Genomic DNA, 22,184 nt, shown 5'->3' on the forward strand with positions numbered 1-22,184 from the left:
CGCCGATGCAGCTGGTCACCGAAGACAACATCACCGAGCTCGCCGCGCGGCGCTGGGCGAGCGCGCACGACCCGCGGACCGCGGAGCTCATGGCCGCGCTCGTGCGGCACCTGCATGCGTTCGCCCGCGAGGTCCGGCTGAGCGAGACCGAGTGGATGGCCGCGATGCGGTGGCTCACCGAGACCGGGCAGATCAGCGACGAGAAGCGCGAGGAGTTCATCCTGGCCTCCGACGTGCTCGGCCTGAGCATGCTGGTGGTGCAGATGAACCACGCCTTCGACGCCAAGGCGACCCCGGCCACCGTGCTCGGCCCGTTCCACATCGACGGCTCGCCGGAGAAGGAGTTCGGCGGGGACATGTCCGACGCGCTGCCCGGCACGCCGCTCTACATCACCGGCACCGTCCGCGGTCTCGACGGCTCCCCCGCCGCCGGCGCGGTCCTCGACGTCTGGCAGGCCGACGAGGAAGGCGCCTACGAGTCGCAGATTCCGGACATCGACGAGGCGCGGCTGCGCGCGAAGTACGTCACGCGGCCCGACGGGTCCTACTGCCTGCGCACCATCGCGCCGAAGGGTTACTCGATCCCGATGGACGGCCCGGTCGGCGAGCTCGTCGGTGGCACCGACATCAGCCACTTCCGGCCCGCCCACGTGCACTTCCTGATCAACGCCGCCGGGTACGAGCCGCTGATCACGCACCTGTTCCAGGAGGGCGCCGAGTACCTCGACAGCGACGTCGTGTTCGGCACCAAGCAGGAGCTGGTCGTCGCGTTCGAGCCCCGCGAGCCCGGGCCGACCCCGGACGGTGGCGAGTCGGCCGAGCCGTGGCTCGAGGCGCGGTACGACTTCGTCCTGCAGCCCGTGTGACCGCCGGTGCGCGCGGCGGAGCTCCCCACGGCGGGCGGTTGCCCGGTGGTGACCGAACGAGCTGAGCCCGGGGCGGCACCGGACCGGGTCGCGGTGCGGGTGACGGCGGCGCCGATCACCCCGCTCGACCTGCTCTGCGCGTCCGGCACGTCCTACTTCGACGTGCCGGCGACGCCGTACGTGCCGGGAGTCCAGGGTGTCGGCGTCCTGACGCACCCCACGGCGAGGCACCCGGCCGGGACGCCGGTCTGGTTCGCCACCACCGCGGGCATGCGACCGGGCGACGGCTCCATGGCCGAACACACCACCGTCGCCGCCGGTGACCTCGTCGTCCTGCCGGAGGAGGCCGACCACACGCTCGTCGCGGCGCTCGGCCTGTCCGCGGTCGCGGCGTGGATGTGCCTGATCCGTGCGGGCGGGCTCACCCCGGGTGAGACGGTGCTGGTGCTCGGCGCCGGTGGTGTGGTCGGGCAGGCGGCCGTTCAGCTGGCGCGGCTCGCCGGGGCCGGGCGGGTCGTCGCGTGCGCCCGCTCGGCCGAAGCCCTGGAGCAGGCCACGCGCCTCGGCGCCGACGCGGCCGTCCCGGTCGGCGACGAGGAGGCGCTGCAGGCCGCGGGGCCGGTGGATCTTGTCATCGACCCGGTGTGGGGCGCGCCGGCCGCGGCGGCCCTGCGGACGTTGCGCCCGGGCGGGCGGCTGGTCAACCTGGGCGGGTCGGCCGGGGACCGCTGCCCGGTGGACTCGGCGACGCTACGCAGCCGGTCGCTGCGGATCCTCGGGTACACCAACAACGAGCTGACCCCGGCCGAGCGCGCCGAAGCGCTGCTCGCCGTGGTCGGGCACGCGGTCGCGGGCGACCTCACGGTCGGGTACGAGCGGGTGCCGCTCGCCGACGCCGCCGACGCGTGGACGCGTCAGGCCGCCGGGGCCGCCCGCGGCCGGATCGTGCTGGTGCCCTAGCGGGCGTAGCCGTTTTCGATCAGCCGCTTGCCGATCAGGTCGTAGACGGCCGGGTCCTCCGGCGCGACCGTGGCCAGGCCGTCGACGTACCGGTTGAACAGGCAGAAGGACGCCGCGATCAGGACCGTGTCGTGCAGCTCGAGGTCGGTCGCGCCCTCGGCGCGGGCGGCGGCGACCAGCTCGTCGGTGACCGCGCGGCCCGTCTCCCGCACCGCGAGCGCGATCCACAGCAGCGCCTTGAGCTTCGCCGACACGGGGGCGTCGTCGATCCCACCGCACGCGGCGTCGACCACGGCCTGGCCGCCGTCGAGGGTCTGGGCCGCCACGGCGGAGTGGCTGCCGGTGCAGAACCGGCACTCGTTGCCGTTGGAGACGACTGCCGCGATCAGCTCGCGCTCCCCGACGGTGAGGCTGCTGGGGCCACGCAGCAGCACCTCGCCCAGCTGGCCGAGCGGCGCGGCGGTCTCCGGCCGGTAGGCGAAGAGCGCGCTGATCCCCGGCAGCTGCGGGTCGAGCGGGATGTGCGGCATGCGGTCCTCCTCCAAGGACGGAAGATCTTCTCCTCTCAGTCTTTCGAGTGGCGGCGGCCCGGCCAACCTCCGTCTTGCCCAACCGGGCCGCCACCGAACGCCGGTCAGCCGATGGTGAAGTCGTCGGCGTAGAGGGCACTTTGGCCGTACCAGCCGTGGACGTACACCGTCACCGCGCCCGAAGCGCCGGTGGTGAAGGGCACCGACAGCTGCGTCCAGCCGCTGCTCGAGGTCCACGTGCTGGCGTTCGCGCCGCCGCGGACGCCGACGTAGGCGTAGCTGCCCTGCACCCACGCCTTGAGCGTGTAGGCGTGGTTCGGGGCGAGCGTGACGTTCTGGGCCGCCTCGCCGGTGGCCGACGACGTCGGGACGACCTGCAGCGCGTGGGTGCCCGAATGCGCCGGCGTCGCGACGATCGAGTCACCTGAGGCGCTCCACGGGCTCAGCACGCCGGTTTCGAAGCCGCCGTTGACCACCCCGCCCGCGGGCGGGGTGCCCTTCACGGTGAGGGTGAAGGTGGCGCTGTGGCTGCCGGAGCTCGCGGCGCCGGTGACGGTCAGCGGGTAGACGCCGGGGACGGCCGCCGTCGTGGTGCTCACCGAGAGCGTCGCGCTGCCGCCGGCGGTGACCGAGCCCGGGCTGACCGAGGCCGTGACACCGGCGGGCGCGCCGGTGACCGACAGCGTCACCTGCTGGGCCGAGCCGGACGTCACCGCGGTGCTCACGGTCGCGGTGGCCGAGCCGCCGGGGTCGACCGCGGCCGAGGCCGGGTTCGCCGACAGGGAGAAGTCGTTGCCGGGCACGGAGGTGCCGCCGGTGAAGGGCTCGAAGGCGTGGCTGAAGAACCACGTGTCCTGGGCGATGCCGGAGCAGTTGTCGGCCGCGGCGCCGCCGGGGCAGCTGCCGTTGTCGCGCTGCAGCGCCCAGAACGAGATCTCGTTGATGCCCTTGGACACCGCCCAGTTGTAGACGGTGGCCGCGTCGGCGGTGGTGAAGGTTTCGGCCGGGCCGAAGTCGTCGACGCCGATCATCTCGGTGACCCCGACCATCGCCCACAGCTGGGCCTGGGTCTTGCCCGGGTACAGGCCGGCGAGCTGGGAGACCAGCCCGGTCGCGGCGGTCTGGGTGTCGGTGGCCATCTGGTGGGCGGCGTTGTCGTAGTAGTCGAAGGTCATGAGGTTGGCGACGTCGACGCGGGCGCCGTTGGTGACGGCGTTGCGCAGCACGGCCAGGCCGCTGTCGGCGAGGCCGCGGGTGGTGGTGGGCAGGGTGTAGGAGATCTGCAGCGAGCGCCCGGAGGCCGCGGCCCAGTCCTGGACCTTCTTGATGGCCTTGTTGCGGCGGTCGATCCCGGCGGTGTTGGTGAGCGAGTTGTCCTCGATGTCCATGTCGAGGCGCGGGACGTCGTAGGTGGTGATCACCGATTCGTAGGCGGCGGCGATGGAGTCGACGTTGGTGCAGCTGTCGGCGATCTCGGTGCCGGTGTTGTCGGCGGTGTAGCCGCCGAAGGAGGGGATGACGTCGCCGCCGCGGGAGCGGATCGTGCTGATGTCGGAACCGAAGGTGCCGTTGGAGATCGGCATCCCGGTGTCACCGTTCCAGTACACGGTGCAGGAGCCGCGGGTGGCGGCCTGGATGAACGCCATCGTGAGGTGCTTGGCGCCGGACTGCTGCGCGAGCGCGGCCGGGCTCTCCCCCGTCCACGCTTCGAAGTAGGGCGCGAAGACGTGCGTGGGCAGCGGCGTGGCGGCCTGGGCGGTCCCCGCGGCGGCGACCAGCGAACTCACGGAAACCGCTGCGGCGGTTAGGAAAACGGACATTCGGGCGAAAGGTCTGCGTCGACGCATCTGCGCTCCAGTGCCGGCGGGGAGCCGTGCTGCGGCGTCGCACGGCGGGAACGTCTTCAGGATTGGATCAGACCAATCCGTGCGTCAAGGTCTAGACCACTAAACCGGCCGGATGGCGGTAGGTGTTGCTCGCTGTCCGTAATGTCGGAACCGGCCGCGGGCCGACCACAGCGGGTGATTAACGATCGGAACAAAAACGTGCCAAATCCTGCGGTCTGCCGGTAGCGTGCGCGTCCATGCGGGTGACATGGGGGAAGATTGGACAACGCAGAGTGACCAAGCCGTGGCGGGCGGCCCCGAAGGCCGCCCTCTCCAGCCCGCTGACGCTGATCGTGGCGGCCGTGACCTCGCTGCTGGCCTGTTTCCTCGGCGCGGCCGCGGTCCTGCAGGCGTCCGCGGCCGGCGGCGCGACCGTCGCCTACCAGACCGGGATTACCTGCCCCGACAGCTACGGCCCGGTGTTCGGCAAGGGAAACATCCCCGTGCAGGACATCCCGGCGCTCACGCAGGCCGTCCAGCGCCACGCCCCCGCACACGGCTTCGGCACGCCGGTCGTCGGCCAGTACACGACCGTGCTGTACGGCACCAAGTTCGACGGTGGCCCGGGCTACAAGGTCCGCCTGGCCTCACGTGACCAGGCCGGGCTGGACAACCTGACGCTGCAGCAGGGAACCCGCGCGCCCGGGTGGTGGGTGGGCAACGTCCTGGCCGACGGTGAGCACGTCGGCGTCGGCGCGAAGACCAGCATCGCCGGGATGGCGCTGGCGCCGGTCACCGGCATCTACCGCGACCTGCTCGACCCGCCGCCGCGCTGGTGGTGCTCGCAGCAGTCGGGCGCGGTCGTCGACCGGCTGGCCAACGACCCGATCGACTCGATCGTCTTCGCCACCGACCACAAGACCTTCGACGACGCGATCAAGGCCATCGGCCTGCCCACCATGCAGTACTTCCACATCTCGTTCTACGAACCCCCGCCCACCACCCTCAGCGGCGCCGAAGACCTCCTGCAGCGCTCCCACGACCTGGTCGCCGACGTCCGCACGGACCTCACCGCCCAGGGGCTCGGGAACCTGGTCGCCGCCGACGTCCCGACGTTCGAACGCTCGGTGCAGATCGCGCGCCAGGCCGAGGACAACGTGTTCGTCTCGATCCTGCCGCTGGCCCTGATCAGCGTCCTGGTCGGCTGCGCGGGCCTGGGCACCGTCGCCCTGCAGTGGTACCAGCGGCGGCACGCGCAGCTGCGGCTGCTGTCGGCCCGCGGCAGCGGCCCGGCGGCGCTGGGCGGCCTCGCCGTCGCCGAACTGGGCCTGCCGATCATCCTCGGCGGGGCGGCCGGCGCGGTCGCGGCGCGGCTGCTGCTCGGCGTGTACGGGCCGGCCGGCTCCCCCGACCCCGCGGCGGAGCTGCGCGCCGGCGCCGTCGCGGCCGGGACGCTGCTGGTGTCGCTGGCGCTGCTGGCCCTCGTGGTCGCCGTCCGCGTGCACCGGGAGTTCGAGCTGGGCCGGGTGCGCGGCAAGGGCAACCGGGCGCGGTTGCTGGGCTACTTCCCGTGGGAGCTCGCGACCGCGGGGATGGGCTGGCTCGGCTGGAACCGCCTGACCCACTACGGGACGGCTTCACGCCTCGGAAATCCATTACCCCAGGTCGACCCGCTGGCCTTGACCTACCCGGTGTTCGTCGTGCTGACCGTGGGGCTGCTGACCGCGCGGCTGGCCTGGCTGGCCCTGCACGCCTCCCACCGCGCCCGGCTCTGGTCGCGCCCGGCGCTGCAGCTGGCGATCCGGCGCCTCGCCGGCGCCCGCGCCCCGGTCACCGGGGTGCTCGTGATCGGCACCCTGGCCATCGGCACGCTCGCCACCGGCCTCGGCATCGCCAACGGCCAGGAGGACGCCCTCGACACCAAGTCGGCGATCTTCGTGGGCAGCAACGCCCGGCTCGACACCGACAGCCCGATCGGGATGGGCGAGGTCGCGATGCCGGCGTCGCTGGCCGGGACCAGCACCGTGGTCGGTGAGCTGACCGGCACCGGCAGCGTGGTGCTGGTCGTCGACCCCGCGACGTTCACCCGGGGCGCCGCCGTGGACCACGTGCCCACCGGCGACCTCGGCGGGCTGCTGGCGAAGATCTCGCAGCCGGACCCGCGCGGCACCCCGGTGCTGCGGATCGGGCACACCGCCAAGCAGACCGCGCAGCTGCCGGACGGGCTGCCCGACGCCGTCACCGTCGCCGACCTGCCGGTGTTCCCCATGATCGGCACCTCCGCGGGGTACGTCGTGTCCCGCACGGTGCTGAGCCACGCGCAGCTGGACAGCGTTCCGAAGTGGAGCGTCCTGACGAGCGCGCCGATGGCCGAGGCGACCACCGCGTTGCGCTCAGCAGGGGTGTTCATCCCGAACCGGGTCAGCCGGGAGTCCGCTTTGGACGGTCTGCCGTTCTTCGTGGTGTCGTGGACGTTCTCGTTCGTGGCGCTGCTGGGCGCGGTGCTCGGCGTCGTGGCGATCCTGGCGCTGCTGGTCGCGGTCGAGGTCCGGCGACGGCAGAACGCGCTGGCCGGCGCTTTGGTGCTGCGCATGGGAATGCGGCCGCGGACGCTGCTGGCGAGCCACCTGATGGAGCTGGGCGCGCTGAGCGGGCTCGCGATCGTCGTCGGGGTGGTGTGCGGGATCTCCGTGGCCGGGCTGTCGGTGCCGCGGTTCGACCCCGCGACGTTCCTCGCGCCGCGCTCGGAGCTGCCCGACCCGACGTCGTTCGTGCTGACCGTGCTGGTCATCGGGCTGCTCGTGGTGGGCCTGGCCGGCTGGATCGCGGTGCGCTCGGTGCGCACCGCCCGGACCGCGGAGCTGATCCGTGCCTGAGAAACCGATCTTCTCCCTGCGCGGGGTCGGCGTCGACTACCCGACCCCAGCCGGGGTCGTCACCGGCGTCGACGACGTCAGCATCGACGTCCCCGCGCGCGGGATGACCGTGCTGGCCGGGCCGTCCGGGTCCGGGAAGTCGACGCTGCTGCGGGTGCTGGGCCTGTTCGAGTCGCCCGCGCGCGGCACGCTGACGTTCCAGGGCGCCGACGTGCGCAAGCTCCGGCACCGGGAGCGGCGGGCGTTGCGCCGCCACCACCTGGGGCTGGTGTTCCAGAACCCGTCGGACAACCTGCTGGGCTACCTGAGCGTCGCGGACAACCTGCGCGCGGCCGCCGAAGCCGCAGGCACCGAGTGCGCCCCCGACGACATCCTCGGCCAGCTCGGCCTGCACGGCACCGGCGGCTGGAAGATCTCCGCGCTCTCGGGCGGGCAGCAGCAGCGGCTGGCCTTCGGGTGTGTGCTCGCCGCGCGCTCGACGGTGATCCTGGCCGACGAGCCGACGTCCCAGCTGGACGAGGCGTCGGCGGACCTCGTGCTGGACACCCTGCAGTACCTGGTGGACCAGGACTTCGCGGTGCTGGTCGCCTCGCACGACGAACGCCTCATCGACCTCGGCGCGCGGGTGGCCCGGCTGCACAAGGGCTCGCTCGAAGGTGTCGAAGAACGGGAGCCGCGACGATGACCGCCGAAGCCGCGCCGTCCATGCTGGAAGCCGTCGGGCTGCGCCGCAGCTTCGCCCACCCCAGCGGCGACATCGAGGTGCTGCGCGGGCTGGAGCTGCGGGTGGCCGCCGGTGAGCTGGTGACGGTGTCGGGCCGGTCCGGGTCGGGCAAGAGCGCGCTGCTGGCGCTGCTGTGCGGGTTCGACTCCCCCGACTCCGGCTGCGTGCTGCTGGACGGCGTCCCCATCAGCGGCGCGCCGCCGTGGCACACGTGCGCGGTGCTGCCCCAGGCCCTCGGGCTGGCCAACGAGCTGACGATCGCGGAGAACGTCGCCCTGCCGCTGCGGCTGCGCTCGGACGTGCCACGGCCGTCGAAGGCCGACATCGGGGCGCGGGTCACCGAGCTGCTGGACGAGCTGGGCATCGGCGACCTCGGTGACCGCTACCCGCTGGAGGTGTCGTTCGGGCAGCAGCAACGGGTCGCGCTGGCCCGTGCGGTGGCCGGGCGGCCGCGGGTGCTGCTGACCGACGAGCCGACCGCGCACCTGGACGCCGGTTCGACGCCCCGGGTCCTGCGGTTGCTGCGCCGGTGCGCGGCCGAGGGGGCGGCGGTCATCGTCGCGACCCACGACGACGAGGTGCACCGCATCGCCGACCGCCGCGTCCGCCTGCTCGACGGCGTGCTCACCGCGCTGCTCGACTAACCGATCAGGAATCGAGAAGCACTGGTCAGCGGGGCCGCAATACCGTCGTCGGCGTACCACAACCGACGAACTTCAGGAGCACCGATGAGCACCCAGGGGATCAAGACCGTCCTGCACCCGGTCACCGACGTGGCCGCCGCCAAAGCCGTCTACACCGCGCTGCTGGGCCTCGAGCCGCAGGCCGACGCGCCCTATTACGTCGGCTACGACGTCGCCGGCCAGCACATCGGGCTCGTGCCCAACGGCGCGCAGCAGGGCATGACCGGGCCGGTGACCTACTGGCACGTCGCCGACCTCGAGGCGAAGCTGGCCGAGGTGACCGCCGCGGGCGGGAAGGTCAAGGACGAGCCGAAGGACGTCGGCAACGGCCGCCTCGTGGCGACCTTCACCGACGCCGACGGCAACGTCCTCGGGCTGCTGGAAGACCCCGCGTAAGAGGTCAGCGGCGGCCCTCGACCGTCAGGTCGCCGCGGGTCGCCGCGCGGAGGTGGTCGCCGGCCAGCACGTCGTGCGGGTAGCCGAGGTCGATCGCGCTGACCTCGGCCAGCCGCGCCAGCCGGCCGGCGGTCAGGTCCACCTCCAGCGAGCCCAGGTTGCCCGCCAGCTGCTCGGGCGTGCGCGCGCCCAGGATGGGCGCCGTCACCCCCGGGGTGTGCAGGAGCCACGCCAGCGCGACCTGGGCGGGAGTGTGGCCCACCTCCGCGGCGACCTCCGCCACGACGTCGGCGATCGTGAGGGTCCGCTCGGTGACCATGCCCAGGTTCGTGTTGAAGCTCTTGCGCGAACCGGGTTCCGCGCCCGTCGCGGTCAGGTCGGCGCGGCGGTACTTGCCCGAGAGGATTCCGCCGCCGAGCGGCGAGAACGGCGTCACCCCCAGCCCCATCGCGCGGGCCATCGGGACGAGGTCGCGTTCGGCGGCCCGGTTGACGAGGCTGTACTCGATCTGCAGCGCCACCAGCGGCGACCAGCCGCGCAGGTCCGCGATCGCCTGCATGCGCGAGACCTCCCACGCCGGCACGTTCGACATCCCGACGTACAGGACCTTGCCCTGGCGGACCAGGTCGTCCAGCCCGCGCAGGATCTCCTCGACCGGCGTCGTGAAGTCCCACACGTGCAGGAAGAGCAGGTCGAGGTAGTCGGTGCCCAGCCGGCGCAGGCTCGCCTCCACCGACGCGAACAGGTTCTTGCGGTGCGGGCCCCCGGAGTTCGGGTCACCCGGCGTGCGCAGCGTCGAGTACTTCGACGCCAGCACGAGGCTTTCGCGGCGCCCGCGGACGAACTCGCCCAGCAGGCGTTCGGCGCTGCCGTCGGTGTAGGTGCCGGCGGTGTCGACGAAGTTGCCCCCGCGCTCGACGTAGGTGTCGAACAGCTTGCGGGCCTCCTCCGGCCCGGCGCCCCAGCCCCATTCGGTGCCGAAGGTCGCCGTGCCCAGCGCCAGCGGTGAGACCCGCACCCCGGAGCGACCCAGCAGCCGGTAGGTGTCGAGGGTGAGTGGCATGTGTGACTCCCGTGTTCGTGATCCGGTGCGGCCACCAGCCTGCGACGGCCACGAGCGCGGGGTAAGGGAAGGAGCTTCCTGGGAACACGAGTCCCACCCGGGCGGTTGCACCGGGCATGATCACGCGCACCCAGGAGCTGGCCGCGTTCCTGCGGACACGACGCGAACGGCTGGACCCGGGCCAGGTCGGCCTGCCCTCACGCAAGCAAGCACGGCGCACCCCGGGCCTGCGCCGCGAAGAGGTCGCCGAGCTGGCCGGGATCAGCGTCGACTACGTCGTGCGGCTGGAGCAGGCCCGCGAGCTGCGGCCCTCGGCCGAGGTGGTCGACGCGCTGGCCGAGGCCCTGCGACTGGCCTCGGACGAACGCGCCTACCTCTTCGACCTGACCGGGCAGCGCGCCCGCGACGACGGCAAGCCGGCCACCACCGCGGCGGCGCCGCTGGCCCGCCTGGTGGCCGACCTCGCGCCGCTGCCGGCCATGGTGCTCAACCACCGCTTCGACATCCTCGCCTGGAACCCCGCGATGGCGCGGCTGCTGCTGGACTTCGACACCCTGCCCCCGCCGCAGCGCAACGCCATGTGGCTGTGCCTGAGGCACCCGAAGGCGCGGGACTTCTACGCCGACCGCGACCGCGTCGTCCGCGAAGGGATCGCCCACCTGCGCACGGCCTGGGCCGCGCACCCGGAAGACCGAGTGCTGGGCGAGCTGATCACCGGGTTCCTCCGCGACGACGAGGACTTCGCCCGGCTGTGGGCCGAGCGCGACGTCAAGGTCAACGGCCGTGGCCGCAAGGTGCTGCGCCACCCCGACGCCGGCTCGATCACAGTGGACTTCGAAACGCTCACGCCGCTGCAGGACCCCGACCAGCTGCTGGTCATCCACCGCGCCGCGGACGAGGAGAGCCAGGCCGCGCTGGACCGGCTCAGTGCCGATCCAGCGCCGTCGCGCGGCTGACGTCCTCCCACGCGGCCAGGTCCGCGGCGAGCGCTTCGTGCTGGGCCCGGATCGCGTCCACGGCGTCCGCGCCCAGCGCGAGGTGCAGCGGCGCGTCTTCCGCACCCACCGCGCGGACGATCGCCGCGGCCGCCTTCGCCGGGTCGCCGGGCTGGCTGCCGTCCATCGCCTCGACCGCGTCCCGCGTGCCCGACGTCGACACGCGGTAGGCGTCGATCGTGCGGGAGCGGTGCATGCGCCCGCCGCCGAACTCCGTGCGGAACGCGCCGGGCTCGACGATCAGCACCCGCACCCCGAACGGCGCGACCTCCGCCGCCAGCGCCTCGGACAGCCCTTCCAGCGCGAACTTCGCCGCGCTGTAGGCGCCGAAGCCGGGCATCGACAGCTGCCCGCCCATCGAGCTGATCTGCACCACCGTGCCGCTGCCCTGCGCCCGCAGGTGCGGCACGACGGCCTTGGTCACCGCGACCGCGCCGAAGAACATCACCTCCATCAGGCCCCGCAGCTCCGCCATCGTCAGCTCCTCGACCGCGCCGACCGAGCCGTTGCCGGCGTTGTTGACCACCACGTCGATGCGGCCGAACGCCTCGAGCGCGGTCTTCACCGCCGCGTCGACCTGCCCGGCGTCGGTCACGTCCAGCGCCGCGGTCCGGACCCGGTCACCGCCGCGTTCCTGCAGGTCCGCCAGCGTTTCCGGCCGCCGCGCGGTGGCCAGCACCCGGTCGCCCGCCGCGAGCGCGGCCAAGGCGATCTCGCGGCCGAAGCCGGCGGAGCAGCCGGTGACCAGCCAGACGCGGCCGTCGGTGTTCGTCATGTTCGGTTCCTCCCAGTGGTTTCTCCCTCCCATCCTGGAGACGATCACCGCCGTGCCGCCAACACCGATGTCCTGCCGGGGCTACAGTCTGAGCCTGTGACCCCCGAGCTGCGGCAGCTTCGCTACTTCGTCGCCGTCGCCGACGAAAGCAGCTTCACCCGCGCGGCCGCCGGCCTCCACCTCGCCCAGCAGTCGCTCTCGCAGCAGATCACCGTGCTCGAACGCACCCTCGGCGCGCGGCTGTTCGACCGCGACCCCCGCGGCACCCGCCTGACCGCCGTCGGGCGGCTGTTCCTCCCGGAAGCCCGCGCGGTCCTCGCCCGCGCCGAGGAGGCCGTCGCGACCCTCGGCCGGGCGGTGCGCGGCGAGCTCGGCAGCGTCCGGCTCGCCTTCCTCACCACCACCGCGAACTACCTGCTGCCCCCGGTGGTCCGCGCGGTCCGCGAGCGGTTCCCCGACCTCGTCGTGACCACCGCCGAAGCGGCCATCGCCGAGCTCGTCGACGGCCTGCGCGAAGACCGGTTCGACCTGGCGTTCACCCGGCCCCCGTTGGTCGAGGGCCTGGCGTCACGGACGTTGCTGACCGAGGAGGTGTGCGCGGTACTCCCGGCCGAGCATCCGCTCGCTTCCCGCGACTCCCTGCAGCTGGCCGACCTGGCCGGTGAGCCGTGGGTGCTGACCCCGCGGAGCAGCTGGGAACCCTGGCACCGCAGCTACGACGACGACTTCGCCGCGGCCGGCTTCACCCCGCGGGTCGTACAGCGCGCCGCCACCGTCCAGGGCCTGCTGGGTCTCGTCGCGGCCGGGGTCGGGGTCACCCGCCTGACCCGGTCGTCCCACAGCCTGCGCCGCAGCGGGGTGGCGTTCGTGCCGCTCGCCGGCGACGTCGCCCGGACCGAGCTGGTGTGGTTGCCGGGCAACGACAACCCGGCCCTCCCGGCGATCACCGACGTCGCGGTCGAACTCGCCGCCACCACGGACCTGACCCAGGCGGGCTAGAACGTCTTGGCCGCGTCCCGGGCCGCCTCGTGCGCGATCCGGCCCAGCTCGTCCGCGTCCCCGGTGAGCGTGGGGTGGAAGCGGACCTCGGTGACGTCGTCGATGCCCGCCCAGTTCAGCCAGCCGGTGAAGAACGGCGCCTGGAAGTCCGTGCCGAACTCCTTGCCCAGCCCCGGTCCCCACACCGCGCTCGTGTAGACGACCGCCGCGCGCTTGCCGCGCCCGGCGAGCAGCCGTTGGTAGCCGGTCACCGCGTCGACCCCGAACACCAGCCCCGGCTGGGACACGACGTCGATGAACTGCTTGAGCACGTACGGCACCCCGGAGTTCCACATCGGGACGCTGAACAGGACCCGGTCGGCGGCGTCGAACCGCGCGAACGCCGCCTTCGCCGCGGCCCACGCCTCGGCCTGCTCACCCTGCGGGGTGCCACCACCGAAGACGGTCATCTTGGCGCGCGCGGCGGCCGGGCCGAACGCGGGCAGCGAGCCGTCCCAGAGGTCCCATTCGTCGATCTCGGCGTCCGGGTGGACCGTGCGGTAGGTGTCCAGGAAGGTAGCTGCCAGGCGCAGCGACTGGGAGTCTTCGCCGCGTGGGGACGCGGAAACGTGCAGCAGATCAGGCATGGTGATGCTCCTCGATGGAGTGTCGGCTTCCGCCGGACGAAGAATCGGACTAGAGTCCGCTTATGTCTCCGAACCGTAGCGGACCCGAGTCCGCTTCGTCAACGCCGGTCGAACTGCCCGTCCTCGGCGCCCCCGTCCGCGAACGCGCCGACGCCGCCCGCAACCGCATCCGCGTCCTCACCGCCGCCGAAACCCTCTTCGCCGAACACGGCGTCGACGCCGTCACCATGGACGACGTCGCCGGTGCCGCCGGCGTCGGCAAAGGCACCCTCTACCGCCGCTTCGGCGACAAAGCCGGCCTCGCCATGGCCCTGCTCGACGAACGCGAACGCGAACTCCAGCAACACCTCCTCACCGGCCCCCCACCCCTCGGCCCCGGCGCCGACCCCGCCGACCGCCTCGGCGCGTTCATTCACGCCTACCTCGACCTCCTCGCCCGCCAGCTCGACCTCGTCCTCCTCTCCGAGACCGCCGCCACCGGCGCCCGCTTCCGCACCGGCGCCCACACCCTCTGGCGACGGCACTGCCACCACCTGCTCGAAACCGGCGGCGCACCCGACGCCGAAACCGCCGCCGACGTCCTGCTCGCCGCCCTCTCCGCCGAACAGGTCCGCCACTGGCTCCACGACCGCGAACGCACCGCCCAGACCCTGGCCGAGTCCCTCGTCCGCCTGGTTCGACCCTGGATGCCGGCCGCGTCCGGAAAGTGACCTTCCCCCGATACGGTCCACGCCGAACCGACACCGAGGGAGACCCATGCGGAAAGCCGGCCCCGCCTTCGCACTCACGGCACTGCTCCTGACCGCGTGCGACCCCGGACCCGGCGCCGCCGCGCCGCCACCCACCCCGACCCTCGCCGCACCCGCCACCGACACCACCCAGCTCGTGGCGGCCGTCCGCGCCGGCATCGGCAAAACCCCCACCGCCACCTTCACGCTGAACGCCGAATTCGGCCCCGCCGGCAAAACCGCCACCGGCGCCCTCAAGTTCGACGGCGCCACCAGCAACCTCACGATCACCGTCGACGGCAGCGAAACCCGCGTCCTCGGCAAACGGACCTTCACCCACGCACCGACACCCGGCATCCCCGGCAAACCCTGGATCGGCACCGACCCCGGCAACCCCGACCCGATCGCCCAAGCCGCCGCCGCGGGCGTGCCCGTCGTCGTCAAGCTCCCCGACCTCGGCCGCGCCCTGACCGAGATCGAACGCGCCGGCCGCATCGTCTCCGCCGGGCAAACCTCCCTGCGCGAGCAGCCCGCCACCCACTACCGCCTCGAAATCGACGCCGCCAAAGCCCCCGACCTCTTCCCCGAGTTCGCCAAACCCCCGCTCGACGGCAAACCGGCCGAGCCCGTCACCGCCAAACTGCCCGCCGAACTCTGGCTCGACACCGCACAACGCCCCGTCCAGCTCACCATCGACCTGTCCCCCGGCTTCCCCGCCGGAAACGGCGTCAAGGGCACCACCGACTACCGCGACTGGGGCGACCCGGTCGACATCCTGGTCCCACCCGCCGACCAGGTCGTCGACCTCTCCGAGCTGATGAAGAAGATGGGCACCTGACCCGCCACGTCACGGTCCGTGTCCGGCGTCGGACCCGATCACCCGATCCGTAGAATCAACGGCGATGCGACGTCTTCGGTGGTACTGGGGGGCACTGGTCCTCGTCTGCGTGGCCCTGCTGGTGGGCTTCTTCGCCTTCTTCGGCTCCGAAAGCAAACCCGGGCAACCCCAGCCCCGGCAGGGCCCACCCGGCACCGGCCCGCTCACCGTCGTCGCCATGGGCGACAGCACCGTCTCCGGCGAAGGCGCCGGCCAGTACACCGCCACCACCAACGGCCAGGGCGGCAACTGGTGCCACCGCTCCCCCAACGCCTTCGTCGACAAGATCGCCCTCCCCGGCATCACCGCCCACGTCAACCTCGCCTGCTCCGGCGCCCCCGCCGAACAGGTCGCCCTCGGCGACGTCAAACAGTGGACGGAAGGCTCCCAAGCCCAGCAGCTCGCGGCCCTCGTCAAGGACCACCGCGTCGCCGCCGTCGTGATCGCCGTCGGCGCCAACGACGAACCGAAGTTCTCCAACCAGGTCACCGACTGCTTCAAAGCCTGGTTCAACCCCGGCGGACCCCCGTGCAGCACCGCGCTCAAGCAGACCTGGCAGTCCAAAGTGGACGCCATGGTGCCGAAGGTCGCCACCGCCGTCTCCGACGTCAAGAAAGTACTGGCCCAAGCCGGATACGTGCCCGCCGACTACCAGCTCGTCGTCCAGTCCTACGCCGCCCCCATCGGCCCCGACCTGCCCGAAGACCTGCGCAGCCTCAACGGCTGCCCCTTCCGCGTCGAAGACCTCCGATGGATCTCCCAGACCGGCATCGGCATCCTGTCCTCCGGCCTCAAAACCGCCGCCCAGCAAACCGGCGCACGGTTCCTCGACCTCGCCAAGGCAGGCGTCAAACACGAAGCGTGCAGCGGCGGCGCGAACCCCGCGACCGAATGGTTCACCCGCCTCACCCTGCAGCTGGCCGACCTCGGCCAGGCCGACCGCGCCGGGCACGCGCTGCAGGAGTCGTTCCACCCCAACGCGGCCGGGCACACGGCGATCGCCAACTGCCTGACGGAGTTCCTCGCGGCGCGCGAAGGCAACGCCTCCTGCCTGGCCGGCGCGGACGGGAAGCTCCACTCGGCCCCGGAGGTCGTCGCCCGCTGAGCCGGCCTCCCAGCTCTGCTGCGGGTTTTTGGCTTACTGGACCACGGTTTCTGTACCGTCGCCGGGCGGTATAGGTCGTTATACACTCAAAGGTCGAGTGCGGCGCGCAGTGCGATGTCGATGCGCTCCTGGACGTCCTGGTCGATTTCGGCGATGCGTTCGTCGAACCAGGGCCGGTAGAGCCGGGTGAGGTTGAGCGTCGACACCCAGTAGCGGGCGTCGACCGCCACCCCGAGGATGTCCTGCGGGTCGCGTTCGAGCAGTTCGGTGCCGAGCAGCCAGGGGCGCTCGGACTCGTTCACCCCGTCCGAGGACAGCAGCACGACGGTGCGGTGCCGGGCCGGTTCGGTCGGGGGGTGGTACGTCCAGACTTCACCCCTGCGCACGCAGATCCTTCTCCGCCGCCGTGCGCTCGGCCTCGTCGAACTCCGCGACGGCCGGCTCCGGCTTCTGCGGGGTGTAGCCCGTGCGAACCGCCTCGCGCCTGGCCGCCTTCGACAGCCAGGACGAGACCGAGATCCCGTGTGCCTTCGCGGCGCGTTCGGCGAATTCCAAGGCGCCGCTGTCCAGCGAAAGTGTCACCTTACGTGTTGCCATACCTTTTACCGTACCAGTGCCCCGGTCATCGGGCGGCCCGCCGGGGTCAGAACGTCGGCGAACGTCCCTCGAACGGCGTAGAGAGCACCACCGTCGTGCGGGTCGACACCTTCGCGGCCTCCCGGATCCGCCGCAGCAGATCCTCCAGCGCCAGCGGCGACTGGACCCGCACCAGCAGGATGTAGGACTCGTCGCCGGCCACCGAGTAGCACGACTCGATCTCCTTGATGTGCTGGATCCGCTGCGGGTAGTCGTCCGGCGCGCCCGGGTCGTTGGGCGTCAGCGAGATCAGCGCCGTCAGCGGCAGCCCGATCTGCTCGCCGTCGAGCCGCGCGGTGTACCCGAGGATGACCCCGCGCTGCTCGAGGCGGCGCACCCGCTGGTGCACCGCCGACACCGACAGCCCGACCCGCTCGGCGAGGTCGGTGAAGCTGCGTCGCCCGTCGGCCGCGAGCTCCTGGACGATCGACTGGTCCAGCGGCTCCAGGCCGCCGACGGTCATGCGTTCAGCACGACGAGCTCGTGCGGCTGGTTGTTCACGGACTCGACGCCGTCTTCGGTGACGATCACGATGTCTTCGATGCGGGCGCCCCACCGGCCCGGCTGGTAGATGCCCGGCTCGACGCTGAAGGCCATGCCCGGCTCGAGCGGCAGGGCGTTGCCCGCGATGATGTAGGGCTCCTCGTGCACGTCCAGGCCGACGCCGTGGCCGGTGCGGTGGATGAAGTACTCGCCGAAGCCGGCCTCGGCGATGACCTCGCGCGCGGCGGCGTCGACCTGCTCGGCCGTGACGCCCGGCTTGACGGCGGCGACCGCGGCGGCCTGGGCGCGCTGCAGCACCGCGTAGGTGTCGGCCACGTCGGCGTCACGCGGGGTGCCGACGGCGTAGGTGCGGGTGGAGTCGGAGTTGTAGCCGGCCGGCAGCGGACCGCCGATGTCGACGACCACGACGTCACCCTTCTCGATGACGCGGTCGGAGACGTCGTGGTGCGGGCTCGCGCCGTTCGGCCCGGAGCCGACGATCACGAAGTCGGCCTGGGTGTGGCCCTCCTCGACGATGGCCGCGGCGATGTCGGCGCCGACCTCGGCCTCGGTGCGGCCGGGCCGCAGCCACTCGTGGACCCGCGCGTGCACGCGGTCGATGGCGGCGCCGGCGTCCCGCAGCGACGCGATCTCGGCGGCGTCCTTGCGCATCCGCAGCTCCCGCACGACCGGGCCGGCGAGGGTCTGCTCGGCCTCGCCGAGCGCCGCTCGCAGCGCCAGGACGTGCAGCGCCGGGGTGAAGTCACTGACCGCGACGCGCCCGGGCTTGCCGAGCCGGCCCGCGACGAGCTGGTATGGGTCGTCGCCGTCCACCCAGGTGAGCAGCTCGACGCCGAGCTCGTCGGTCGGCACGTCGGCGTACCCGGGCGCCTCCAGCTTCGGCACGACCAGCGCGGGGGCGCCGTCGGCCGGCACGACGAGGGTGGTGAGCCGCTCGAAGGAGCCACCGGCCTGCCCGATCAGGTAGCGCAGGTCGGAACCGGGCGCGATCAGCAGGGCATCGGTGCCCGCGGCCGCCGCGGCGGCGCGGGCCCGGTCGAGGCGGGCACGAAGGGCTGCGGCGTCGGGGGCAGGCGTGTGGAGGGAACGGCGCGACATGGGCCCGAGCCTAGCCGGGTGGCCCGGCTGATCCACTCGCCCGGTGCCCCGACATGCCGCCCACTCCCCCGGCGGCGCACATCGGCCTAGGAGACGCGGGTGGAATGCGCTCCCGCGCGGCAGCGCGGCGGGGCCGCAGGGCGGGGCCGCGGCGGCGGGGCCGCGGCGGCGCGGCCGCCGCGGCCGGACTCGGGATCGTGGCGGCTGGCGGCGCACTCCCCGCCTGGCGTACGCGGTCGGCAGCGGGCTACCGGGGCGATGGCCGGGTTGCGTGCTCGCTCGCCGCCGCCAAGTCGCGCTGGCGACGCACCTTCCCGGCGCGAAGGCGGGAGCCCGTCGGGCCGAGCCAGCGCACCCCTCCGACCGGACCGGCATCTCCCCCGATGCCCTCCTTCCCCACCCCAGGTGCGTCGCGCCCCCTGTCGGACGGGCTGGCGTGGCAGGCTGTGCGGGTGACCGGACCACTTGCCCTGCTCGACTCCGCGAGCCTCTACTTCCGCTCGTTCTACGCCCTGCCCGACTCGATGCGCGCCGCCGACGGGACGCAGGTCAACGCCGTGCGGGGGTTCGCCGACACGATCGCGCGGATCCTCACCGACCGGCACCCCTCGCGCCTCGTCTGCTGCCTCGACGCGGACTGGCGGCCGAAGTTCCGCACCGACCTGCTGCCCAGCTACAAGGCGCACCGGGTCGCCGAGGAGACCGACGCGAGCAACCCCGACGTCGAAGAGGTCCCCGACACCCTCACCCCGCAGGTGCCGATCATCCTCGAGCTGCTGGAGGCCTTCGGCTTCGCGACCGCGGAGGCGGCCGGCTACGAGGCCGACGACGTCATCGGCGCGCTCGCCACCCGCGAGAAGACCGACGCCGTCGAGGTCATCACCGGCGACCGGGACCTGTTCCAGCTGGTGCGCACCGAGCCGACCCCCACCTCGGTGATCTACGTCGGCAAGGGCTGGGCCAAGGCCGAGGTGCTCGGCCCGGCCGAGATCGCCGAGCGCTACAGCCTGCCCCGCGAGACGGCCGGTCCGGCGTACGCGGACATGTCCATGATGCGCGGCGACCCGTCCGACGGGCTGCCCGGCGTCGCCGGCATCGGCGAGAAGACCGCCGCGAAGCTGATCACGCAGTTCGGCTCCCTGGACGCGCTCCTCGAAGCGTCCGCGGCGAGCGACGCCCGCGTGCCCCTCAAGACCCGCCTGCGCCTGGCCGACGCGGCCGACTACCTTGCGGTGGCGCCGACCGTGGTCCGGGTCGCCGTCGACGCGCCGGTCGAGCAGTCCCGGCCCGACCCGGTCCCCGCGACCCCCGCCGACCCGGACCGCGTCGCCGAGCTGGCGGAGAGGTGGAACCTCGGGAATTCGGTGGAACGGCTGCTGAACGCCCTGCCCGGCAACTAGAACAGCGTGCCGCACCACGGTGCGGTGACCGTGGTGAACAGCTCGTCCGCCCGTGCCAGCGCCGCGGCGTCGTGGACTTCGATCCGGCCGGTGTCCGCCAACGAGGTCGCGCTCCACTGGCCGAGGTAGAGCATGCCCAGCGTGTCGGCATCGAGCGCGAGATCCGCGGCGGCGTCCGTGCGATGGGCGCCGTCCGGGCCGACTTCGTAGTGTCCGGTGTTGGCCGGCAGGCTCCGGTCGGTCACCGCGAGCACCACCGGCTCGGCCGCGCGGTAGGTGCGGGCGGCGAGCGCCGCGGGGACGTCGACCGGGCGCAGCCACAGGTCGTCTTCGACGTCGAGGGTGCGGGCGTGCCGGTGGTCGGTCAGCATCGGGGCGAGCGGCTCGTCGACCGGGCGGTGCCGGGCGTGCACGGCCGACACCAGGTCCACCGACAGCAGGAACCGCCACAGCGCTGCCCACGCGACCGGGCCGGCCGCGTGCAGGTCGCGGACCTTCAGCACGGCTCCCTCGTCCGGCGCGTCGAGGGAGCGCCGCTCGACCGTCTTGTACACGGCGAAACCGTCGTCCCCGTCCGGTCCACTGTGGACGACCACGACGTGGATGCCGTCCCGGTCGACGTGCCGGTCGTGCGAGATCGGCCACCAGACGTCCGGACGCCCGATCATGCCCGCCCGGCCGAGCCCGATCCGCCGGTACAGCCCGGGAATCTCCTTCACGGCCTCCTCGGGCGCGAGCATCCGGACGTCCCCGCCGGCCGGGACGCGCTCGTGCAGCCGGGCGGCGGGCCGCGGCAGCCGGACGGTCTTGCCGAGCGCGGCCGAGCCGTAGCCGAACCGGCCGTAGATCGTCGGTTCGCTCGCGTGCAGCACGGCCAGCGGGACGCCGCGCGCGGCGAAGTCGGCCAGCTGCACGGCCATCATCGCGGTCAGCACCCCGCGCCGGGTCCGATCGGCGCGGACCCCGACGCCGTCGACCGCGGCGACCGGCACGACCCGCCCGCCGGGCACCGCGATCTCGGTGGTGTACGAGCTCGCGATCCCGATCGGGGTGTCCCCGTCGAACGCGCCGAACTTGTGCGCGGCGGGCCAGGAATCCCCGAAACGGGCCCAGGGTTCGTCGGCGACCCGGTTGCCGTGCAGGGAACGGCTCAGCAGGTCGAACGTGCTCCGGCGGTCGTCTTCGGTGACGGGGCGGACGTCGAAGGTGCGCATGCCGCCGATCCTGCCGCCCCGCCCGAACCACGGCATCCCGTTTTTCCGCCTCAGTAGTGGGTGCCGCTCCAGGACGCCACGCGCGTGCCGAAGAGCCGGTCGGCCGCCGCGGGCGCGGCCGGGTCACGCACGACGATGCGGCCGGCCCCGGCCAGCGCGGACGGCCGCCACGTGCCGAAATAAACCATCGCGAGCGTGGTGACGTCGAGGGCGAGCCCGGCCGGCTCGCCGGTGCGCTCGGCGCCGTCCGGCGTGATCCGGTAGGCGCCGCTGTTGCCGGGCAGCACCGGGTCCGTCACCTCGACCACCACCGGCTCGGCTGCCCCGTATTCGCGGGCCGCCAGCGCCTTCGGGACGTCGACGAGCCGGGTCCAGTGCTCGTCCCCGATCCGGTCGACGGTGCTCCGCCGGTGGTCCTCGAGGATCAGTTCGATCGGCTCGTCGAGCGGCCGGGCGTCGGCGACGATCCGGTCGACGAGGTCGATGCCGAGCAGGAACCGCCACAGCCCGGCGAACGCGGCCGGCGTGCCGGGGAAGAGATCCACAAGGTGCAGCTGCTTGGTCCACGGGTGCTTCTGCAGGCCGTCGACGTAGTAGGTGGCGTACCCGTCCGGGCCGTCGGGTCCGTGGTGCACCAGCGCCTTCACCGGCGGGCTGGTGCGCCGCGCGTGGTTCTCGTAGAGCCGCCACAGCACTTCGGGCCGGGTCATCATGCCCGGCCGGAACTCGAGACCGTCGTACACGCGCGGGCACACTTCCAGCGCCTCGTCGAGCTCCAGCAGCTCGACCTCACCGCTCGAAGGAACGTCCGGGTGCAGCCGCGCCCGATGCCGGTCGACGCTGTAGCCACGGCACCGAGTCGCCAGGCCGTACCCGAACCGCCCGTAGATGGGCGCCTCCGACGCGAGCAGGTTCGCGAACACCACACCCCGCGCGGCGAAGTCCTCCAGCTGGGTCGTCATCAACGCCCTCAGCACCCCGCGGCGCGTGCGGTCGGCCCGCACGCCGACCCCGGTCACCCCGGCCATCGGCAGCCGCGCGCCGCCCGGGACTGCCAGCTCGGCGTCGAACGACCGCGCCGTCCCGACGAGCTCCGGATCGAACGCCCCGAGCGTCCCGCCGGGCTGGTAGGCGCGGGCGGCCCGCTCCCAGTCCGCGTCGTCGCTCGGCGCCGCGTGCAGGCTGTCGCGGAAGAGGTTGCTCGCGGCACGGTGCTCGTCGACGCGCAGGGTCCGGATCTCGAAATCGGTCATGCCCGGATCATCGCCGGAACGACCGAGGTCCGGCCACCGGAATACCCCGG

General features: G+C 72.9%; 23 protein-coding genes. 12 read left to right on the plus strand and 11 right to left on the minus strand.

All coding sequences use genetic code 11. From position 1 onward, the window contains the following. The first annotated feature begins 5 nt into the window (after positions 1-5). Positions 6-866, plus strand: coding sequence for a dioxygenase family protein (locus ACZ63J_RS06620; protein WP_465398382.1), 861 nt, complete (start codon positions 6-8; stop codon positions 864-866). Positions 867-914: 48 nt separating this feature from the next. After that, positions 915-1,826, plus strand: coding sequence for a quinone oxidoreductase family protein (locus tag ACZ63J_RS06625; protein WP_465398383.1), 912 nt, complete (start codon positions 915-917; stop codon positions 1,824-1,826). Here ACZ63J_RS06625 and ACZ63J_RS06630 read toward each other — a convergent pair. After that, on the minus strand, positions 1,823-2,356 hold the full coding sequence (locus ACZ63J_RS06630; RefSeq protein WP_465305045.1) for a carboxymuconolactone decarboxylase family protein: 534 nt from the start codon (positions 2,354-2,356) through the stop codon (positions 1,823-1,825). The two genes, ACZ63J_RS06625 and ACZ63J_RS06630, sit on opposite strands and share 4 nt — an antisense overlap. A gap of 104 nt (positions 2,357-2,460) precedes the next feature. Continuing rightward, complete coding sequence (locus tag ACZ63J_RS06635) at positions 2,461-4,143, minus strand: glycosyl hydrolase family 18 protein (RefSeq protein ID WP_465398384.1); 1,683 nt, start codon at positions 4,141-4,143, stop codon at positions 2,461-2,463. A 332-nt stretch (positions 4,144-4,475) separates the two neighbouring features. On the opposite strand from ACZ63J_RS06635, the gene ACZ63J_RS06640 reads away from it, so the two are divergent. From ACZ63J_RS06640 to ACZ63J_RS06655, 4 genes are all read left to right on the plus strand, one after another. Further along, positions 4,476-7,058: an FtsX-like permease family protein gene (locus ACZ63J_RS06640; RefSeq protein ID WP_465398385.1), complete on the plus strand. Its 2,583-nt coding sequence runs from the start codon at positions 4,476-4,478 to the stop codon at positions 7,056-7,058. Beyond that, on the plus strand, positions 7,051-7,743 hold the full coding sequence (locus tag ACZ63J_RS06645; RefSeq protein WP_465398386.1) for an ABC transporter ATP-binding protein: 693 nt from the start codon (positions 7,051-7,053) through the stop codon (positions 7,741-7,743). Before ACZ63J_RS06640 ends, ACZ63J_RS06645 begins: the two co-directional genes overlap by 8 nt. Continuing rightward, the gene (locus ACZ63J_RS06650) at positions 7,740-8,426 is read left to right on the plus strand and encodes an ABC transporter ATP-binding protein (protein ID WP_465398387.1); all 687 of its coding nucleotides are present in this window, start codon (positions 7,740-7,742) and stop codon (positions 8,424-8,426) included. The genes ACZ63J_RS06645 and ACZ63J_RS06650 overlap by 4 nt, the downstream gene beginning before the upstream one ends. Before the next feature lie 84 nt (positions 8,427-8,510). Continuing rightward, positions 8,511-8,861: a VOC family protein gene (locus ACZ63J_RS06655; RefSeq protein WP_465339581.1), complete on the plus strand. Its 351-nt coding sequence runs from the start codon at positions 8,511-8,513 to the stop codon at positions 8,859-8,861. A gap of 4 nt (positions 8,862-8,865) precedes the next feature. Here ACZ63J_RS06655 and ACZ63J_RS06660 read toward each other — a convergent pair whose 3' ends face one another. Then, positions 8,866-9,924: an aldo/keto reductase gene (locus ACZ63J_RS06660; protein ID WP_465439343.1), complete on the minus strand. Its 1,059-nt coding sequence runs from the start codon at positions 9,922-9,924 to the stop codon at positions 8,866-8,868. Between the two features lie 116 nt (positions 9,925-10,040). Between ACZ63J_RS06660 and ACZ63J_RS06665 the strand changes: the two genes are divergently transcribed. Next, positions 10,041-10,880, plus strand: coding sequence for a helix-turn-helix transcriptional regulator (locus ACZ63J_RS06665; protein WP_465439345.1), 840 nt, complete (start codon positions 10,041-10,043; stop codon positions 10,878-10,880). On the opposite strand, the gene ACZ63J_RS06670 is transcribed toward ACZ63J_RS06665, so the two are convergent. Beyond that, positions 10,849-11,694 carry an oxidoreductase gene (locus ACZ63J_RS06670; protein ID WP_465398391.1) on the minus strand — a complete coding sequence of 282 codons (846 nt, stop codon included), beginning with the start codon at positions 11,692-11,694 and terminating at the stop codon, positions 10,849-10,851. The genes ACZ63J_RS06665 and ACZ63J_RS06670 overlap by 32 nt on opposite strands. Positions 11,695-11,790: 96 nt before the next feature. On the opposite strand from ACZ63J_RS06670, the gene ACZ63J_RS06675 reads away from it, so the two are divergent. Continuing rightward, complete coding sequence (locus ACZ63J_RS06675) at positions 11,791-12,693, plus strand: LysR family transcriptional regulator (RefSeq protein ID WP_465398392.1); 903 nt, start codon at positions 11,791-11,793, stop codon at positions 12,691-12,693. Here the strand turns inward: ACZ63J_RS06675 and ACZ63J_RS06680 are convergent. Beyond that, positions 12,690-13,319, minus strand: coding sequence for an FMN-dependent NADH-azoreductase (locus ACZ63J_RS06680; protein ID WP_465398393.1), 630 nt, complete (start codon positions 13,317-13,319; stop codon positions 12,690-12,692). The two genes, ACZ63J_RS06675 and ACZ63J_RS06680, sit on opposite strands and share 4 nt — an antisense overlap. Before the next feature lie 62 nt (positions 13,320-13,381). Here ACZ63J_RS06680 and ACZ63J_RS06685 point away from each other — a divergent pair, with 62 nt between their 5' ends. The 3 genes from ACZ63J_RS06685 to ACZ63J_RS06695 all read left to right on the plus strand — a co-directional run bounded on the left by ACZ63J_RS06685 (position 13,382) and on the right by ACZ63J_RS06695 (position 16,029). Further along, positions 13,382-14,029, plus strand: a complete 648-nt coding sequence (locus tag ACZ63J_RS06685) for a TetR/AcrR family transcriptional regulator (protein WP_465398394.1) — start codon at positions 13,382-13,384, stop codon at positions 14,027-14,029. A gap of 46 nt (positions 14,030-14,075) precedes the next feature. Further along, positions 14,076-14,885 carry an SCO4651 family lipoprotein gene (locus ACZ63J_RS06690; protein ID WP_465398395.1) on the plus strand — a complete coding sequence of 270 codons (810 nt, stop codon included), beginning with the start codon at positions 14,076-14,078 and terminating at the stop codon, positions 14,883-14,885. 64 nt (positions 14,886-14,949) lie between these two features. Beyond that, positions 14,950-16,029, plus strand: coding sequence for a GDSL-type esterase/lipase family protein (locus tag ACZ63J_RS06695; protein ID WP_465398396.1), 1,080 nt, complete (start codon positions 14,950-14,952; stop codon positions 16,027-16,029). Positions 16,030-16,115: 86 nt separating this feature from the next. On the opposite strand, the gene ACZ63J_RS06700 is transcribed toward ACZ63J_RS06695, so the two are convergent. The 4 genes from ACZ63J_RS06700 to ACZ63J_RS06715 are packed head-to-tail and all read right to left on the minus strand — an operon-like array spanning position 16,116 to position 18,267. Beyond that, complete coding sequence (locus ACZ63J_RS06700) at positions 16,116-16,415, minus strand: hypothetical protein (RefSeq protein ID WP_465305072.1); 300 nt, start codon at positions 16,413-16,415, stop codon at positions 16,116-16,118. Further along, a complete protein-coding gene (locus tag ACZ63J_RS06705; protein WP_465305073.1) occupies positions 16,402-16,626 on the minus strand; it encodes a hypothetical protein in 225 nt (74 codons plus the stop codon). The genes ACZ63J_RS06700 and ACZ63J_RS06705 overlap by 14 nt, the downstream gene beginning before the upstream one ends. Positions 16,627-16,672: 46 nt before the next feature. Then, positions 16,673-17,128, minus strand: coding sequence for an Lrp/AsnC family transcriptional regulator (locus ACZ63J_RS06710; protein ID WP_247023285.1), 456 nt, complete (start codon positions 17,126-17,128; stop codon positions 16,673-16,675). Further along, positions 17,125-18,267 carry a M24 family metallopeptidase gene (locus ACZ63J_RS06715; protein WP_465398397.1) on the minus strand — a complete coding sequence of 381 codons (1,143 nt, stop codon included), beginning with the start codon at positions 18,265-18,267 and terminating at the stop codon, positions 17,125-17,127. Before ACZ63J_RS06715 ends, ACZ63J_RS06710 begins: the two co-directional genes overlap by 4 nt. Before the next feature lie 452 nt (positions 18,268-18,719). Between ACZ63J_RS06715 and ACZ63J_RS06720 the strand changes: the two genes are divergently transcribed. Then, positions 18,720-19,667: a 5'-3' exonuclease gene (locus ACZ63J_RS06720; protein ID WP_465305078.1), complete on the plus strand. Its 948-nt coding sequence runs from the start codon at positions 18,720-18,722 to the stop codon at positions 19,665-19,667. Here ACZ63J_RS06720 and ACZ63J_RS06725 read toward each other — a convergent pair. Further along, positions 19,664-20,881 carry a GNAT family N-acetyltransferase gene (locus ACZ63J_RS06725; RefSeq protein ID WP_465398398.1) on the minus strand — a complete coding sequence of 406 codons (1,218 nt, stop codon included), beginning with the start codon at positions 20,879-20,881 and terminating at the stop codon, positions 19,664-19,666. The genes ACZ63J_RS06720 and ACZ63J_RS06725 overlap by 4 nt on opposite strands. 50 nt (positions 20,882-20,931) lie before the next feature. Beyond that, positions 20,932-22,134, minus strand: coding sequence for a GNAT family N-acetyltransferase (locus ACZ63J_RS06730; protein WP_465398399.1), 1,203 nt, complete (start codon positions 22,132-22,134; stop codon positions 20,932-20,934). Between the last annotated feature and the right edge of the window lie 50 nt (positions 22,135-22,184).

The sequence above is a fragment of the Amycolatopsis sp. NPDC104863 genome, from assembly GCF_055582965.1.

What these genes read in the sequence shown, in the direction of transcription:
- ACZ63J_RS06630 (WP_465305045.1), bottom strand. Translation starts at nt 2,356, where the DNA reads ATGCCGCACATCCCGCTCGACCCGCAGCTGCCGGGGATCAGCGCGCTC.
- ACZ63J_RS06685 (WP_465398394.1), top strand. Translation starts at nt 13,382, where the DNA reads ATGTCTCCGAACCGTAGCGGACCCGAGTCCGCTTCGTCAACGCCGGTC.
- ACZ63J_RS06715 (WP_465398397.1), bottom strand. Translation starts at nt 18,267, where the DNA reads ATGTCGCGCCGTTCCCTCCACACGCCTGCCCCCGACGCCGCAGCCCTT.
- ACZ63J_RS06655 (WP_465339581.1), top strand. Translation starts at nt 8,511, where the DNA reads ATGAGCACCCAGGGGATCAAGACCGTCCTGCACCCGGTCACCGACGTG.
- ACZ63J_RS06660 (WP_465439343.1), bottom strand. Translation starts at nt 9,924, where the DNA reads ATGCCACTCACCCTCGACACCTACCGGCTGCTGGGTCGCTCCGGGGTG.
- ACZ63J_RS06665 (WP_465439345.1), top strand. Translation starts at nt 10,041, where the DNA reads ATGATCACGCGCACCCAGGAGCTGGCCGCGTTCCTGCGGACACGACGC.
- ACZ63J_RS06650 (WP_465398387.1), top strand. Translation starts at nt 7,740, where the DNA reads ATGACCGCCGAAGCCGCGCCGTCCATGCTGGAAGCCGTCGGGCTGCGC.
- ACZ63J_RS06680 (WP_465398393.1), bottom strand. Translation starts at nt 13,319, where the DNA reads ATGCCTGATCTGCTGCACGTTTCCGCGTCCCCACGCGGCGAAGACTCC.
- ACZ63J_RS06620 (WP_465398382.1), top strand. Translation starts at nt 6, where the DNA reads ATGCAGCTGGTCACCGAAGACAACATCACCGAGCTCGCCGCGCGGCGC.
- ACZ63J_RS06730 (WP_465398399.1), bottom strand. Translation starts at nt 22,134, where the DNA reads ATGACCGATTTCGAGATCCGGACCCTGCGCGTCGACGAGCACCGTGCC.
- ACZ63J_RS06705 (WP_465305073.1), bottom strand. Translation starts at nt 16,626, where the DNA reads ATGGCAACACGTAAGGTGACACTTTCGCTGGACAGCGGCGCCTTGGAA.
- ACZ63J_RS06725 (WP_465398398.1), bottom strand. Translation starts at nt 20,881, where the DNA reads ATGCGCACCTTCGACGTCCGCCCCGTCACCGAAGACGACCGCCGGAGC.
- ACZ63J_RS06710 (WP_247023285.1), bottom strand. Translation starts at nt 17,128, where the DNA reads ATGACCGTCGGCGGCCTGGAGCCGCTGGACCAGTCGATCGTCCAGGAG.
- ACZ63J_RS06670 (WP_465398391.1), bottom strand. Translation starts at nt 11,694, where the DNA reads ATGACGAACACCGACGGCCGCGTCTGGCTGGTCACCGGCTGCTCCGCC.
- ACZ63J_RS06690 (WP_465398395.1), top strand. Translation starts at nt 14,076, where the DNA reads ATGCGGAAAGCCGGCCCCGCCTTCGCACTCACGGCACTGCTCCTGACC.
- ACZ63J_RS06695 (WP_465398396.1), top strand. Translation starts at nt 14,950, where the DNA reads ATGCGACGTCTTCGGTGGTACTGGGGGGCACTGGTCCTCGTCTGCGTG.